This is a genomic window from Tardiphaga robiniae (assembly GCF_013359755.1).
Lineage (GTDB): Bacteria > Pseudomonadota > Alphaproteobacteria > Rhizobiales > Xanthobacteraceae > Tardiphaga > Tardiphaga robiniae.
On record NZ_JABMCJ010000094.1, the window covers coordinates 475,828 to 491,507 of the forward strand.

At 63.8% G+C, this 15,680-nt stretch carries 10 protein-coding genes; 1 reads left to right on the forward strand and 9 read right to left on the reverse strand.

Annotation, left to right across the window (positions count from 1 at the left end; all coding sequences use genetic code 11):
- Nucleotides 1–19 precede the first annotated feature (19 nt).
- Nucleotides 20–760, forward strand: a complete 741-nt coding sequence (locus tag HP556_RS28585) for a metallophosphoesterase family protein (RefSeq protein WP_175369412.1) — start codon at nt 20–22, stop codon at nt 758–760.
- A gap of 244 nt (nt 761–1,004) precedes the next feature.
- Here the strand turns inward: HP556_RS28585 and trxA are convergent, their stop codons facing one another.
- From trxA to coaBC, 9 genes are all read right to left on the reverse strand, one after another.
- Entirely contained in the window at nt 1,005–1,325 is a 321-nt protein-coding gene (trxA, locus tag HP556_RS28590) for a thioredoxin (protein ID WP_068734104.1), read from the reverse strand.
- A 101-nt stretch (nt 1,326–1,426) separates the two neighbouring features.
- Complete coding sequence (gene addA / locus HP556_RS28595) at nt 1,427–4,921, reverse strand: double-strand break repair helicase AddA (RefSeq protein ID WP_175369413.1); 3,495 nt, start codon at nt 4,919–4,921, stop codon at nt 1,427–1,429.
- Nucleotides 4,918–8,109: a double-strand break repair protein AddB gene (addB, locus tag HP556_RS28600; RefSeq protein ID WP_175369414.1), complete on the reverse strand. Its 3,192-nt coding sequence runs from the start codon at nt 8,107–8,109 to the stop codon at nt 4,918–4,920. Before addB ends, addA begins: the two co-directional genes overlap by 4 nt.
- Before the next feature lie 68 nt (nt 8,110–8,177).
- The gene (locus tag HP556_RS28605) at nt 8,178–8,900 is read right to left on the reverse strand and encodes a nucleotidyltransferase family protein (protein WP_089266886.1); all 723 of its coding nucleotides are present in this window, start codon (nt 8,898–8,900) and stop codon (nt 8,178–8,180) included.
- A gap of 159 nt (nt 8,901–9,059) precedes the next feature.
- Nucleotides 9,060–9,377: a PilZ domain-containing protein gene (locus HP556_RS28610; protein WP_175369415.1), complete on the reverse strand. Its 318-nt coding sequence runs from the start codon at nt 9,375–9,377 to the stop codon at nt 9,060–9,062.
- Between the two features lie 92 nt (nt 9,378–9,469).
- Nucleotides 9,470–10,993, reverse strand: a complete 1,524-nt coding sequence (gene tsaE / locus HP556_RS28615; protein WP_175369623.1) for a tRNA (adenosine(37)-N6)-threonylcarbamoyltransferase complex ATPase subunit type 1 TsaE — start codon at nt 10,991–10,993, stop codon at nt 9,470–9,472.
- A gap of 11 nt (nt 10,994–11,004) precedes the next feature.
- A complete protein-coding gene (locus HP556_RS28620; RefSeq protein ID WP_175369416.1) occupies nt 11,005–13,527 on the reverse strand; it encodes a PAS domain-containing sensor histidine kinase in 2,523 nt (840 codons plus the stop codon).
- Between the two features lie 173 nt (nt 13,528–13,700).
- Nucleotides 13,701–14,165 (reverse strand): dUTP diphosphatase, encoded by a 465-nt coding sequence (gene dut, locus HP556_RS28625; RefSeq protein ID WP_120287740.1) that lies wholly within the window; start codon nt 14,163–14,165, stop codon nt 13,701–13,703.
- Complete coding sequence (gene coaBC, locus HP556_RS28630) at nt 14,162–15,622, reverse strand: bifunctional phosphopantothenoylcysteine decarboxylase/phosphopantothenate--cysteine ligase CoaBC (protein ID WP_175369417.1); 1,461 nt, start codon at nt 15,620–15,622, stop codon at nt 14,162–14,164. Before coaBC ends, dut begins: the two co-directional genes overlap by 4 nt.
- Nucleotides 15,623–15,680 lie beyond the last annotated feature (58 nt).

The window sequence follows — 15,680 nt, forward strand, 5'->3', positions numbered from 1 at the left end:
TTGATTTTAGGGAGGTTCGATGCGCTTCGCTGCCATTGCCGACGTTCACGGCAATCACTTTGCCCTTGAGGCGGTTGTCGCCGATATCCGTACCCAAGGTATCACCGATATCGTCAATCTTGGTGATATGGCCAGCGGTGCGCTCGATGCGCGCCGTGCGGTGGACATCATGATGGGCCTCAATGCCACTAATGTCCGCGGCAATCATGATCGCTACATCACCGACTACAAGCTTGACGACATGTGGCCGTCCGATCGGCTGGCACACAGCCAGCTAGAACCAGAGCAGATGGACTGGCTACGCGCGTTGCCCTTCAGCACGATTTATCAGGGTGAGGTCTATCTCGTTCACGCGACGCCCGATGACGACAACACCTACTGGATGGAAGCGGTGACCCCCGAAGGCATCGTGCATATGGCCTCGATCGAAGCCATCGAGGAGAAGGCGGGGGGTATCACGCAATCGCTGATTCTCTGCGCACACACCCACATCGCGCGTGCCGTCAGGCTTCGCGACGGCCGCATGATCGTCAATCCCGGTAGCGTCGGTGGCCCCGGCTATCGCGACGTCACGCCCTATCCGCACACGCTGGAAGTCGGCACGCCCGACGCCTGCTACGCAATTATCGAGAAGGCGGGCGAGCGATGGCAGGTGACGTTCCGTCAGGTGCCTTACGACCATCAGGCGATGGCGGAGTTGGCGTTGGAGAACCAGCGACCGGAATGGGCGAGCGCACTGGCGACGGGATGGATTCGCTGATGTAAAGAAAAACGTCGGCGTCGCTTCCCTCGCCCCGCTTGCGGGGAGAGGGTGGCGCGGACGAAGTCCGCGGCGGGTGAGGGGGAGCCAGCGAGTGAAACACTGGCTCCCCCTCACCCGCCTTCCACATGCTCCGCATGTGAAAGTCGACCTCTCCCCGCAAGCGGGGCGAGGTTAGGTACACAAAACAAAAACGGCCGGTGAAAATCACCGGCCGTAAATTCTGGGATATAGCGCGTCGCGATCAGACCGCGGCGCTGATCCACTGCTGCAGCTTCGCCTTCGGCGCGGCGCCGACCTGGCGCGAGGCCATTTCGCCGCCCTTGAAGATCATCAGCGTCGGGATCGACATCACGCCATACTTCGATGCGGTCTTCGGGTTCTCGTCGACATTGAGCTTCAGGATGGTGACCTTTTCGCCCATGGCAGCGGAGATTTCGTCGAGCGCCGGCGCGATCATGCGGCAGGGACCGCACCACTCGGCCCAGAAATCGATCACGACCGGGCCGGTCGCCTTGAGCACTTCCGCTTCGAAATCGGCGTCTGTCACCTTGCCAACGGCCATGATCGTATCCTCGTCCTGTTCAATGAAAGGCGCGCTGGAAGATTCGCGCGCTGGAATGATGCATCCAACCTATGAACGCCCCCTTGCCGGGTCAAGGTTGGTCACAGTGAGATGATGGCGGCCAGCTCCGCGTCCAGCGCAGCACCGGAAATCTCCATCATTTCAAGCGTTTCCGTCCAGAGCAAGGCGGCCCGGATCGGCCGATCTGGGTATAACTTGGCGAGCACGCCGCGATACAGCGCCAGCTGCCGGATATAGGCCTTGGGCGCCTCGATCAGCTTGCGCGGCGGGTTGTGGTTGGTCTTGTAGTCGACGATCCGGATCTCGGTTTTGGTCAGGACCAGCCGGTCGATCTGGCCCGAGACGAGCACAGGCGATCCGTCCTTTCGCGTCAGTCGTCCGGCCACCGCCACCTCGGCGCGACTGCCGGGGGCAAACAGTTCCGCGAGGCGCGGATCGCCGATCAGCGACAGCACCTGCGTGGCCAGCGCCACCCGGTCGAGATCGGTCCAGTTATTGGCGTTGCGAGCGAGGAAATTCAGCGCGGTCTCGCGACGCTTTTCGGCGGCGATGTCGGGCAGCGATTGCAGCAGCCGGTGCACAAGGTTGCCGCGCTGTAAGGCCAGTTGGCGCAGCCGCTCGGATTCACCGGTACGCTGGCCGCGCCCGTCGTCATCGTCGTCGGCATCCGATGGCCGCAGCAGGCTTTCGCGGCGCGGCTGGTCGCCGACCTTGTCGCGCATCCAGGATGGCAGCACGATGGGCGCACCTGCTGCGACAGACGCTATCGCGCCAGGCGCCGGTGTCACGTCTTCCACGCGCGTATAGCGTTTCACCACGCCGTCCGGCGGCGGCACGCTCTGCATCTGCAGCCCGGAATTCTCCAGGCCCTTCTGGATCAGGTCGTACCAGGACAGCGGCCGCACCTCGTTGCGGTTGCCGGGCATGCAGCCGCCAACGATCAGGCGATCGGCCGCGCGCGTCATCGCCACATAAAGCAGCCGGCGATATTCGTCCTCGGTATCGCGGATCATGTCGGCGCGCGCCGCCGCGACTGCTGGCGGATCGTCCGCCTTCTTGCCGGCCCAGACCACGACGCCCGGGCTGTTCGGTGCGGCGTTGCCCTGCGGGAGATGGATCAAATTGAGTCGCTGCGAATCCGCCGGCGACGATGTGGTATCGACCAGGAATACGACCGGTGCTTCGAGGCCTTTGGCGCCATGCACGGTCATCACGCGAACTTCGTCGCGGGTGATCTCCATGTCGCGCTTCACTTCCGTGTCGGCGGCGCGCAGCCAGGCGACGAAGCCCTGCAGCGAGGCCGGCGCCTTGCGCTCATAGCCCAGCGCGAGTTCGAGAAATTCGTCGAGCGCGTCATTGGCCTCATGGCCGAGCCGACGCAGGATGCGCGCGCGGCCGTGATCACCGCCGAGCAGCCACGCATAGAACGCAAAAGGCGTCTCGCTGGCAAAGCGCTTCTCGCAAGCGATGAGCCGCTTGAAAGCGCCGCCGAGCTTGGGATCGCTCACCGCCTTTTCGCCGAGTGCGTCGCGCAGCGATCCCGTGCGCTCATAGGCCAGCTTGAACAGGTCATCGTCATCGAGGCCGAATAGCGGGCTCTTCAATACGGTCGCCAATGCCAGGTCGTCCTGCGGCAGCAGTAGCGCGTCGGCCAGGTTCATCAGGTCGATGATGGCGATATGTTCGGTGAGCTTCAGCCGGTCGGCGCCGGCGACGGGAATGCCGGCATGTTTCAGCGCCTGGATGATGGCGTCGAAGGCCTTGCCGCGGCGGCGCACCAGCACCAGCATGTCGCCATAGCGCAGCGCGCGACGCTTGCCGATGGGCCCGGTCTCCGTCTTCGCCGCGATCAAGTCTTTGATCTCGGTCTGCACGCGGCGGGCGAGTTTCACTTCAGGGCTGGTCTCGGAGCGCTTGTCGAACGGCGCCTGCCAGCCTTCGATGCTTGGCCGGTCGTCAGGCTGCTCCAGCTCCCACAGATCGATCAGGCTGGGACCGGCATCGTCCAGCGTCTCATGAATCGGATAGCCGTTCTCGACGGCGTGGATACTGCGGAAGATCGCTTCCTCGCGAAACACGTGGTCGACCGATCGCAGAATGGCTGAGCCCGACCGGAAAGAATGGCTGAACGCGATGGGATCGAATTTCATCCCGGCGTCCTTGAAGCGGCTTTGGAGCGCCTTGCGCCGCAGATCGAATTCGCGCGGTGCTGCGCCCTGGAACGAGAAGATCGATTGCTTCTCGTCGCCGACGGCGAAGATCGTGCGCTTGAGCCCGTCGCGCGCACCTTCGCCGGAGGTGAATTCCGAGATCAGATGGGTGATGATGTCCCATTGCCGCGGCGAGGTATCCTGCGCCTCGTCGATCAGCACGTGATCGACGCCGCGATCGAGCTTGAAATGCACCCAGCTCGACGACACCCGATCGAGCATCTCCAGCGTGCGCGCGATCAGGTCGTCGTAGTCCAGGAGGCCGCGCTCGTTCTTCTCGCGGCGATAATTCTCCGCGACCTGACTGGCGATCACCAGCAGCGACTGGGTGCGTTCGCGCATCGCGACGGCGCGGCGGCGCTCCAGCAGCGGGATTACACGATCGCCCTCGCGCTGCAGGGCCGCCAGCAGATCCGGCCGGCTGTCGGCGATCTTCTTGGTCGCAAGCGATTTGCGGAGTGACTGGTCCTTGGTCAGGAACAGTTCGAGATATTTCTCGACCTGTTCGGTACCGGACAACGCCAAAGCCTCACGCAGCCGCGCTGCCTGATCGTTATCGGTCTTGCTGCCAGTCTCAAAGATTTCCGCGGCGGGTATCCAGCGCTCGCGTGGCAGATGCGGGCCGTCGATGATCTCCAGTTCGACACTCTCGCGGCTGTCTCCGGGCCCGACGCCCAGCGTCGCCGAGAGCTGCGCCATCGCAGCGTCGGTCGAGCCCGCACGTTCGATCCAGGCCAGGAACTGGTCGCGGGACAGACTCGCCTCGCGGACAACGTCGCGGAATGTCACGTCGGCCGCCGATGTCATGGCGGTCGTCAGCGCGCGGCCTTCGGCGCTGTCGGGCGCAGCCGCCGCGTGCAGCAGCACCTGCAGGCTGGCGCGTTCCATCATCTCGTTCTGGTCGCGGTCGTCGAGCACGCTGAACCGCGCCGGCACATTGGCTTCGAACGGAAATTGCTGCAGCAGCCGCGTGCACAGCGCGTGGATGGTTTGCACCTTCAGCCCGCCCGGCGTTTCAAGCGCGCTGGCGAATAGCTCACGCGCACGCGAACGCAGCCTGCTGTTCGAGGCGGGAACGCCGGCATTCCTGATTTCCGCATCGAGCGCGGCGTCATCCAGCGTGACCCAGTGGCCGAGCCGTGTGAAGACGCGCTCCGCCATGTTCGCGGCCGCCGCCTTGGTGAAGGTGACGCAGAGAATCTTCTCGGGTGGGACGCCGTCAAGCAACAGGCGTATGACGCGATTGACCAGCACATAGGTCTTGCCGGAGCCGGCATTGGCCGAGACGAACACCGATGATGCCGGATCGGATGCCAGTTGCTGCCTGGCGCTCGCGGCCGGCGGGATATTGCGCGGGCCGCTCATGACTCGCCTCCCCCAGAGCCACCATTGGCCGACCATTCCTTGATGCGGGCCAGATCGTCATAGCTGCCATAGCGGTTCGACCACATGGACAGGCTGAGTGACGTATAGGCAGTGGCCTCGTCCTCGAAGGTGCGGATCAGCGCTTCCAGCTTGGCGCGCGCTTCGATCGCGGCGTCGTCGGGTAACTGCGGCTCGTCCTTGCGCTCGATCTTGAGTGCGAGTGACCGCGGTTCACCGGGCGGATTGTTGCCGCTGAGCCGGACATAGACCAGCTCGCTGACGGACGAGCCGGCAGCAATGCCCTTGAAGCCGCCCTCGCGCAGGATCGCGGCTTCCAGCGTGAGCTGCGGCGACAGGCCCATGCGCACCTGTTTGCCGGTCGGCGGCTGGCCGGTCTTGTAGTCCAAGAGTGCAAAAGTACGGTCGCTGCGATGTTCGATGCGGTCGGCGCGGGCCGAGAGGTGGAAGACACGGCCGTGATCGAGTGGGATCGCGATCTCGCCGCGCACTTCCGCATCGATGCTGGCGACATTGATGCGACGGTCGATCTCCCAGGCGCCAAACCACGATGCAATGCGCAGGAAGCGCGGCCACCACAGCGCACGCGCTTCCGGCCGCGTCATCAGGGGCGCAAAGTGTGTCTGTCCGATCCGTCGCAGAGCAGCGGCGGGATCGTCCGGCAGCGCCTTGCTGTATTCCATCGTGAAGTCGCCGAGTGACGCATGGATCGCCGATCCCCGGTCGGCAGCCGATAGCGGCATGTCGACGGGATCGAGCGGCAAGAGACCCAGAATATATTTGGCGTAGATCGTATAGGGATCGCGCAGCCAGTCCTCGATGGCAGTGACCGAGAGCCTGAGCGGGCGCGCCGCGCGTGGCGGCCGCGGCTCCGGCTGGGCAATCGGCGTGACCTGTTCGGGGCGATCGAGTTCTTCGGCATAGCGAACATAATGCTCGCCGGCAGCCAGCGCGGCCTCCCAGCGAGCCTCGCCGGCGACGGCTTCGAGACGATGCAGGAAGCGCGATGCGACGGCGGGCGCGCCGCCGACTTTCGCGGCGTGGCTGAGAATGACGTCTTCGGTGCCGAGCAATTGCACGAAGTCATGCGCGGTGAGACCGATGCGGCGCTCCGGCAAATCGAGGCCGAGCTGATAGCGCATCGGCCGGCTGAGCCAGGGATCAATTCGCGGCGATGGCGGCCAGATGCCTTCGACAAGGCCGCCGAGGATCACGCGGTCCGATTGAGTCAACCGTGCTTCGAGCTGGCCGTAGATGCGCAAGCTGGCATTGGCGACTTCCGGCCGGCGCACGATACGGTCGGAAAACGCCGTGTGGAACACATCGGGATAATCGCGGACCTGCATCATCAGCCCGCTCTGGCGCAGCCGTTCCTCGCTGCCGCTCTCGGAGTCGATGGTCTCCATGACGACGAGATCGTCGAACGCCTTGGTCAGCGCCGTGCCTTCGCGCCCCACGAACGCGACATCGTTGCCTCTGTCGTCGCGCGACAACAGCTTGATCGCTTCGCGATGTCGCAGCGCGACCTCGGCGAAATCGATGGGCCTGATGGGGTGGATGCTCTCCAGCGGCGCGAGCGCTGCGCGCAATGCCGCGATCAGGTCTTCCGCGCGGTCGAGGCGGTCATCGTTGAGTTTTGCGCGTGGCTCGGCACCGTGCAGCATCGACGCTTCGCGGCGGCGCAGCTTGCCGAGTTCGTCGCGGAAGCGCGCGAGGTCCTGTGCGAGTCCCGCGGTGCCGGGCGTCGGCCGCGTGCCGCGCAAGAGTGCGAGTTCGAGCGTCTCGATGGCATCTGTCCATGCGTTCGGCGTGGCGCCGAGACGAAACAGCGGATGTTTCAACAGCGCCAGCAAAGTGGCCGGTTCAAGCTGTTCTGCCGCAGCTTCGGCAATGAGGCGCGCGAAGATGCCGGCCGAGGTTTCCGTCAGCGCGTCGCCGCCTGAATCGTCATAGATCAGATTCCATCGCCCGAGCGCGGCCATCACCCGGCGCGCCAGTGCGCGGTCTGGCGTCACCAGGGCTGCGGACTTCTTCAGTTCATGGGCTTCGCGCATGGCAATGGCGATGGCCAGCGCTTCCATTTCCGGATTGGCGGCGGCGATCACAGAGAGCTTCTGCATGCCGGCCGCTATTTTCTGGTCGACGACGGGCTGCGCCAGCCGCGTATGCCACTGCGCCGTGGCATTGGACGGCCGCATCGCTTCCGAGGCCAGCAATTCGCGGCCCCGCGGCGACGGTGTGCCGAGCGTCGTCACATCGCGGCGCGTGATACCGAAACGTTCCAGCAGCGCATGGAGCGCGAATTGCGGATGATTCGATGCCGAGGATTCGACCCGGCCTTGCGCATCCCTGGTGCCACCGATCAGATTCCATGCGGCGTCATCAAGGTCGGTATCGAGCCCCGGCAACACGACGGCGCCAATGGGTAGCTGCGCGACTTCGCGCAGAAACTTCGCTGTCGTCGGCATCGACCCGGTCGAGCCGGCTGCGATGATCGGGCCGCCTTTGTGCGCCTTCAGGCGCGCGGCTTCGGCGTCGATCAAGAGGTCGCGGCGAATCGCGGGTTCAATTGCATTGTGTGCGGCGAGGATGTCCGGCCAGACGTTTCTGGCGATACTCAGGAACTGCAGCGTCAACTGCCAGTATTGATCGAGCGCATCGGGCACCAGCCCGTCCAGCGCGCTCCAGTCGACCTTGCGCGTCGCCATGTCGTCCATCAGCCGCGCGAGGTCGTCGGCCAGCGCCAGTGTCGAGGCCGGGCCACCGACCACGAGCGGTGTCTGCGTGGGATCGCCGGGTGCGAGTTGCTTCGCCCAGGCGGCAATCAGTTGCGCCAGCAGAAGCCGGCGCTGCAATCCGTCGAGCGCGGGAGGTGCATCGAGCCTTTCGAGCGCCTCAGGCGATGCTGCCTGCGCGAAGGCCAGTTCTTCCTCGTCGACATCCCCTAGCGGAACGATACGCGGCAGCAGCACGGCGTCGGTCCCGAGCACGTCGAGGAATATCTCCTGCGCCATGCGGCCGGCGCGGCGTGTCGGCAGATACAGGGTGACTTCAGCCAGTTTCTCCGGCGCGCCGCGCGCGGAAAATCCCTCGACGAGATCACCGTCGACAAGCGCGGTGATCAGCGTGCGCAGGAACGGCGCAGAGGATGGAATGTTGAAGACGCGCATGAACACCCTGATTCGTGATCAGGGTGCATCATGGCATGGTTGGAAAGGTGACGGGAGTCGCAGGAAACTCAGGCGACGCTGGCGAGGAACGCATCTTCCGCGGCGCGCACGGCGTCGGGCGTGCCGACATGCATCCAAACGCCTTCCATGCGTAGTCCGAACAGGCGCTCCTGCTCGTTGGCCTTATCGAACAGTTTGGTCAGCGAAAATTCACCGGATGGCGCATCCTTGAACAGCGCCGGTGACAGGATCGCGACACCGGCATAGACGAACGGCACGACCTGATTCTCCTTGCGGCGACGCAGCGCACCATCGGTGAGCATCGCGTAGTCACCGCAGCCGGCATAGCCGATGCTGTTGGCGGTCGGCGCCATCAGCAGCAGGATGTCCATACGTGCGGGATCGAAGGCCTCCGCAAGACGCGCGAGATTCGGCTGCACGCCGTCAATCCACATCGTGTCGGCATTGAGATGATAGAACGGCTCGGAGCCGAGCAGCGGCAGCGCCTTCACCACGGCACCGCCAGTGCCGAGCACCTGATCGCGCTCATCGGAAATGGTGATCTTCGGTTTGGTGCGCGTCGCGACATGATCGATGATCTGGTCGGGCAGGTAATGCACATTGACGACGGCTTCGGTCACGCCAGCAGCGGCGAGCTTGTCGAGCACGTGATCCAGCAGCGGCTGTCCTGCGACAGGGACCAGCGGCTTCGGCAAGTTGTCGGTGAGCGGTCGCATGCGCAGGCCGAGACCGGCGGCGAGAACCATTGCTTTGGTGGGTTTTACGGACATAGCGACATTGGCCTTGGTAGAATGATGGGCCTTGATGGAATCGTTCTTGAATTTTTGAGCTGAAATGATGGTAACACGGCGGCGTGTCGCATGCATGAACCTATCGAGCCATAATGGGCCGAGATGACGCGGATGCGACAATTACACCCGCCTGCACAGTCACGTTTCTGCCTCCTGCGTCTCGGAACGTTTCGTCTTTTTCCTTTTGTCGTTGGGTTTGAGAAAATTCACACCAATCTGGTCGCCATTGACCCAGCCGAGTTCGCAGCGGCGATAGGCAAGTCCGGTTGATGAGAGCAGAAGGAAGAATTCTTTCAGGTTCAATCCTTCGACAGAACCATCGACGGTGAGCTTGGCGCCGGTCTCGGAAATATCTTCCATGATGCAGGAGCGACGCCAGGTGCCGTCGATGCCCATCATGTGCGCAGGAAAGCCGCGCTCGAAAACGACCCGATCTCCGGCACGCCGCTCCGTCATGACACGTCCCTTGTCCAGTACGCCAAGCCCCGAACGTGCGGGGCTCAAGCGCAGGATAGAGCGCGTGCGACTAATAAGTAGTTAAGGAAGTGTTAGGCCCGCGGCGGTGGTACATGCGCCGCATACCACTGCTGGAACGGCGTCAGCGTCGGATGCGCCAGCGAGCGGTTGAGATAGGTCCAGATCCGTGGCTGGTGCTTGAGATAATGCGGCTTGCCGTCGCGGCGGTTGAGCCGCGCAAATGTACCAAGCAGTCGCGTGTTTCGCTGTGCCGACATGATTGCATAGAGCTCGGCGAAAGCCGCGGCATCGAAAGCGGGATCGGTCGCGCGCCGCGCCTTGATGTAGCGCGTCAGCATGGTCAGCTCCAGATGCTCGGGCACGTCGATACGCGCGTCCTGCAGCAGCGAGACGAGATCATAGGCGGCGGGGCCGAGCACCGTGTCCTGGAAATCGATTACACCGACCTTGTTGATGCCCTCGCGATCGTCGAGCCAGATGATATTCGGCGAATGGAAGTCGCGCAGTACCCAGGTCTTTGGCGCCGCAGCGGGTTTCGCCAGCAGCTCGCGCCACATCGTGACAAATTCAATGCGTGCGTCATCTGCGAGCGGCGCGTCGCGGTCCGGCAGATACCATTCCGGCATCAGGCCGATCTCGACCAGCAATGCATCCGTGTCGAAGACGGGAATGGCGTAATCGACATGCGGCGACAGCGGCAGCGTTTCCGGCAGCGACTTGCTGTGCAGCAGGGCCAGCATGTCGGTCGCGACCTGATAGCGCTCGGCGATCGGTGCCGGCGGCTCGCCTTCGGTCACCGGCGCTGTGCCGAAATCCTCGGTGATCAGGAAACCCGCATCGAGATCGGCGTGATGAATCGCCGGCGCGGAGATCCCCTGCGCGCGCAAACCGTTCGCAATGGCGACGAACGGTCTGACGTCCTCCGCCAGATGCACCGCTGCGCTGTAGGACTTGCCGTCATAGACCGGCGCACCATCCGGCCGCTTCGGCGCATTCATCAGGATGAAGACGTCATCACCGCGGATCAACCGCGCATAGGAGCGCGTCGACGCATCGCCGGCCATGCGCTGTCTGATAGCATCGAGATAGCGCGCCTCTTCGAGAAATTCACGCAGTGCTTTCAGGCGCAGAACGGTCGATGCGGCCTTGCCGTGACCGGTGATCTCCGCAGCACGCGCCACGGAGCCCAGTGCCGGACGATGGCTGAGCGCAATATCGATACGATCCGGCGGCAGCGTACCATCGGCGCGCTCCGGCCATTCGATCAGCGCCACCACGTCGTCCGGCAACGGCGATAGGCCGATCTCCTCGAGTTCGCTCGCGTCGTTGATACGATAGAGATCGGCATGGATGAGAGGAAACGACGGCAGGTCATAGTTCTGCGCCAGCGTGAAGGTCGGGCTCGGCACTTCGAGTTCAGAATCGCTGGCGAGATAGCGGATCATCGCGCGTGCCGCGGCCGTCTTGCCGGCGCCGAGATCGCCCGAGAGGGTGATGACATCGCCGGGGCCGATCAGCAGAGCGAGGTCGGCCATCAATTGCGCAGTGGCCGTCTCATTTGCGAGCGCCAGCGAAAATGTGCAGGGCTCGTTTATGATGGGGTCGGTCATTCGGCGGCGTTGCGATGCGCGGTCTGGTCGATGGGGAAGTCGCAGCTGACGGTGGTGCCCTTGCCGACTGCGGAATCGACGCGGACCTTGCCGCCATGCAATTCGACGAAGGAGCGCACCAGCGACAGGCCGAGTCCTGCGCCGCGATGACGCGAGCCATTGGCGTGGCTTTCGAACCAGTCGAACACCTTGTCCTTCACCTCGGGCGGAATGCCGGGGCCGCGATCGGTGACGGTGAAGGTGATGGTGTGTTCGGATCGTCGCGCGGTCAGCGTGATTGCAGCATCATGCGGCGAGAAGCCGACGGCATTGGCGAGCAAATTGTACAGCACCTGCACAACGCGGCTTTCGTCGCCGGTAAAGCTGCCGATGGCGGGGTCGACGTCGATCTGCAGCGCGATGCGGTCGCGCACCAGGCGATCCTGAATGCCTTCGGCCGCCGCCGAGATGGTCTTGCGGATATCGATCGGGCCGAGATTCAGCGTCATCGCGCCGGCATCGATGGTGGCGAGATCCAGAATATTATTGATGATCGCCAGCAGCGCGCCGGTCGAGGTGGTGATGTAATCGAGATATTCGGCCTGCTTCGGCATCAGCGGGCCGGTCACGGGATCGCTGAGCAGATGCGCGAAGCCGATGATGGTGGTCAGCGGCGAGCGCAGCTCGTAGGAGACGTGGTGGACGAAATCGACCTTCATCTGGTCGGCGGTCTCGAGCGCCTCGTTGCGCTCGCGCAGCGCGCGCTCGACATTCTCGGCGTCCGAAATGTCCTGGAAGGTGAGCATGGTCGCGCCATCAGGCAGCGGCATGGTCATGCAGGCCAGCACACTGCCGTCCTTGCGCTCGAGCTTGAGCGGAACAGACTTGCGATTGTCGATCCCGGTAATCGCGCTGCGGATCGCCTGCCATGTCGGAGTGTCGTCGAACAATGGCCGGCACCAGGTTTCGACCATTTCGATATGCGGACGCTGCTCCAGCGCTTCGTCCGACAGCTTCCACATCTTGGCGAAAGCTGGATTGAACAGTTGCGCGCGGCCGTTGCTGCCAAACACCGCGACGGCCTCGGCAAGATTGTCGAGCGTCTCGCGCTGAACGCGGATCAGGCCATCGAAGCGCCGCGCCAGTTCGAGGCTCTCGGTCACATCGTCGAACAGATAGGTGACGCCGCCTTCGGGATTCGGCGTGGTGACGATCGAGAGCGCGCGGCCATCCGGCAGATACCAGACATCCTTATGAGCTTCGACGGCACGATAGGCTTCGTGCAGCTTGGCCTTCCAGGCGCGGAAGTCGGGCTGCTCCGGCAGTTTTCGCGCAGCACGGAGACGGTCGAGCACACTGGAATCGTCGGGATTGCCGTCGAGGAAGGTGCGGTCGAGATCCCACAGCCGGCGATAGGAGTCGTTGTAGAAGGCAAGGCGGCGCTGGCCGTCGAATACGGCGACGCCCGATGACAGCTGGTCGAGCGTGCGGCGATGCGCCTCGGCCATCCGCACCAAGGCGGCTGATAGCGCGGCAGCTTCGCTGGCGTCGATCGCCATGCCGGCGCTGCCGCTGGCGACCTTGGCGGCGTGGACGTCGAAGATGCGGCGCTCGCCGGAAATCACGATCGGCACGCGCGCGGCAAATGGCTGGTTGTCGTTCAGCGCACGCGCCAGGCTGCTGCGGTCGTCGCTGTCCAGCAGTTCCAGATTGCGACCGACCGCATCGCCCGTATCAGCCGCTTCAGTCGCACGCGCATAGGCGGCATTGACAAAGCTCAATCGGCCATCGGCATGCTTGGCCCAGATCGGCCATGGCGCGGCATTGGCGAAGCCGCGGAGAACCTCGGCTTCCTCAGCCAGTTCCTTGTGACGCAGCGAGACTTCGGCGAGCTCGCGGCGCAAACCGCTCAATTCGCGAATCCGGACAATGGCCTGACCGCCGATGGCGCGACCCATCGCCTCGATGGCGCGGCCGCTCGAGGTCGTCAGATTCAGCACAAAGCCTTCGCCGGCATCGAGCAGTGCGTCGACGGCGTGATCCATCCGCAGCGCGGGTTCCGGCGGCAGCCATGTTCCGAACGCAAGAATGCGCTGCGGCTGATGCTGCTGCGGATCCTGCGACATCATCAATGCGGTGTCGCCGGAGATATCGGGACGGGTTTCGCCCGCAGCCCAGGCGATCAGCACCTGCGGCTCGGTAAACAGCAAGGCGCGAAAGCGGTCGGATTCAACCTGCAGCGTATGCAGTTCGGCGCGCAGCTTCGCTTCGGTCTTGGCCGAGCGAATACGATTGTGCATCAACAGGATGGCGGAAACGACGGAGAAGCCGAGCACCGCTGTGGCGGTCGTCAGCGCGGCGATTTCCTGGCGATCGAGATCGAGCAGATTGGCGAGCGTCTGGGTAATGAAGGGTTCGTCAGCGGCCGACGCCGAGGAGGTGGCCAGAAGTGCAGACGCACTGATGCCGACAAGCCCGTCGCGCACCATAGAAGTGCACGACAGCAAGGTCCGACGCATCGCCGCGATCACGCCTGACATCATTCGCCCCAAACCGCACGTCTTCCCGACCAGCCCCTCACCGATCGCGAATCGTTCGACAATATCCGCTTCGGGAGTCGCCGGGTAAGAGTCCAGACCGTGAACGCAGAGTCCCCGGTTAAAAAATGCAGGCGCTTTTGATTCAAATGCTGCGCGATGTGACGAAATACGCGCTAGCGGCCGGTGGATCCGAAGCCACCGCTGCCGCGTTCGGTCTCGCTGAGCGCCGCGACTACCACAAGTTCCGCATGCGTGACCGGCGCGATCACCATCTGGGCGATTCGCTCACCGCGCTTGATCGTGAAATCCGCGGGGCCGTGATTGATCAGCAGCACGCCAATCTCGCCCCGGTAATCGGCGTCGATGGTGCCTGGTGAATTCAGCACGGTGATGCCGTGCTTGGCGGCAAGGCCGGAGCGCGGGCGCACCTGCGCCTCATAGCCCGGCGGCAGCGCGATGGTCAGTGCGGTCGGCACCAGCGCATATTTGCCGCGGGCGAGAATCATCGGTTGGTCTTCGGGAACCGCGGCGAGCAGATCGAGGCCGGCAGCATGCGCGGTCTGATAGGCCGGTAGCGCGAGGCCAGCGCCATGCGGGAGCTGCTGGACGTCGACCTGAACGGGGATGGCAGCGCTCATGATTGGTCTTTCGTGGATTGCGTCGATTTATTTGATGTCGCCGCGTCGGCGATTCGCGCGACCAGGGTCGTTGCGACCTGTTCCTTGCTCATCGGCGCCCACGAATCAACTGCGATATCCGCGCTGTCCGTGCTGCGTGTCAGCAGATGCACGGTATTGTTGTCGCCGCCCATGATGCCGGTCGCGGGCGATACGTCATTGGCGACGATCCAGTCGCAGCCCTTGCGCGCGATCTTGGCTTTGGCGTTGTCGATCAGGTGTTCGGTCTCGGCGGCGAAACCGATCACGAGGGGTGGACGATGTTCGGGGAGTTTTGAGATCGTCGCGAGGATGTCCGGATTTTCCGTGAGCTGCAGCGGCGCCATCGCAGCACCGGCGGTCTTCTTCAGCTTCTGGGCGCCTTCATTGACGACGCGCCAGTCGGCAACGGCCGCCGCGAAGATCGCGATGTCCACTGGCAGTGCGGCTTGAACCGCGGCGAGCATGTCGCGCGCGGATTCGACATGCGTCATCGACACGCCCGGCACCTCGTCGAGATCGACCGGGCCCGAGACGAGAATGACCTCGGCGCCTGCTGCCCGTGCCGCGGCGGCAATCGCATAGCCCTGCTTGCCGGACGAGCGATTGGCGATGTAGCGCACCGGATCGATCGGCTCATGGGTCGGGCCTGCAGTGATCAGCACGCGCTTGCCCGCCAGCGGTTGTGCGCGCGGCGGCCGCAGGAAGGTGTGAGCCGCAATCGCAATCTCGGTCGGCTCGGCCATCCGACCGACGCCGGCTTCGTTGCGTTCGGCCATCTCGCCGGCATTCGGTCCGATCATCCGCACGCCGTCACGCTGCAACTGCGCGACATTGCGGCGCGTCGCGGCGTTATTCCACATCAGCGGATTCATCGCCGGCGCGATCAGGATCGGTTTGTCGGCCGCGAGTAGAATCGCAGAGGCCAGATCATCGGCAAGGCCATTGGCCATCTTCGCCATCAGGTCCGCCGTCGCAGGTGCCACAACAATGAGATCGCATTCACGCGCAAGGCGAATATGCCCGGCATCGAATTCGCTCTGTGGATCGAACAGGTCGGTATAGGCGCGCTCGTTGGACAGGGCGCTGGCGGCCAGCGGCGTGACGAATTGCTGCGCGGCGCGGGTCAGTACCACGCGGACATGGATCTGCCGCTCCTTCAGCCGGCGGATCAGATCGAGCGCTTTATAGGCCGCGATTCCGCCGCCGATGATCAGCGTGACGCGGAGCTGATCGCCGATGTATTTCAATGGCTTGGATGGGTTTTCCGGGGTTGGCGCGTCTTGCGGAAAGCTTGCGTCAGTCTTGAGGCCGTCTTGCGACGCCTGGCGCAAAATGACCCGCACCTCGTCCTCAACCGACCGTCCGTTGCGGGCGGCACGCAGCCGCAATTCATCGCGAATGGAGTCGTCGAGCTTGCGGATCGTCAGGCTGGCCATGAGGCGTCTCGCGCTATTCTGATGGCAATGCTAGCATAAAATGCCAGCACTGCAATCA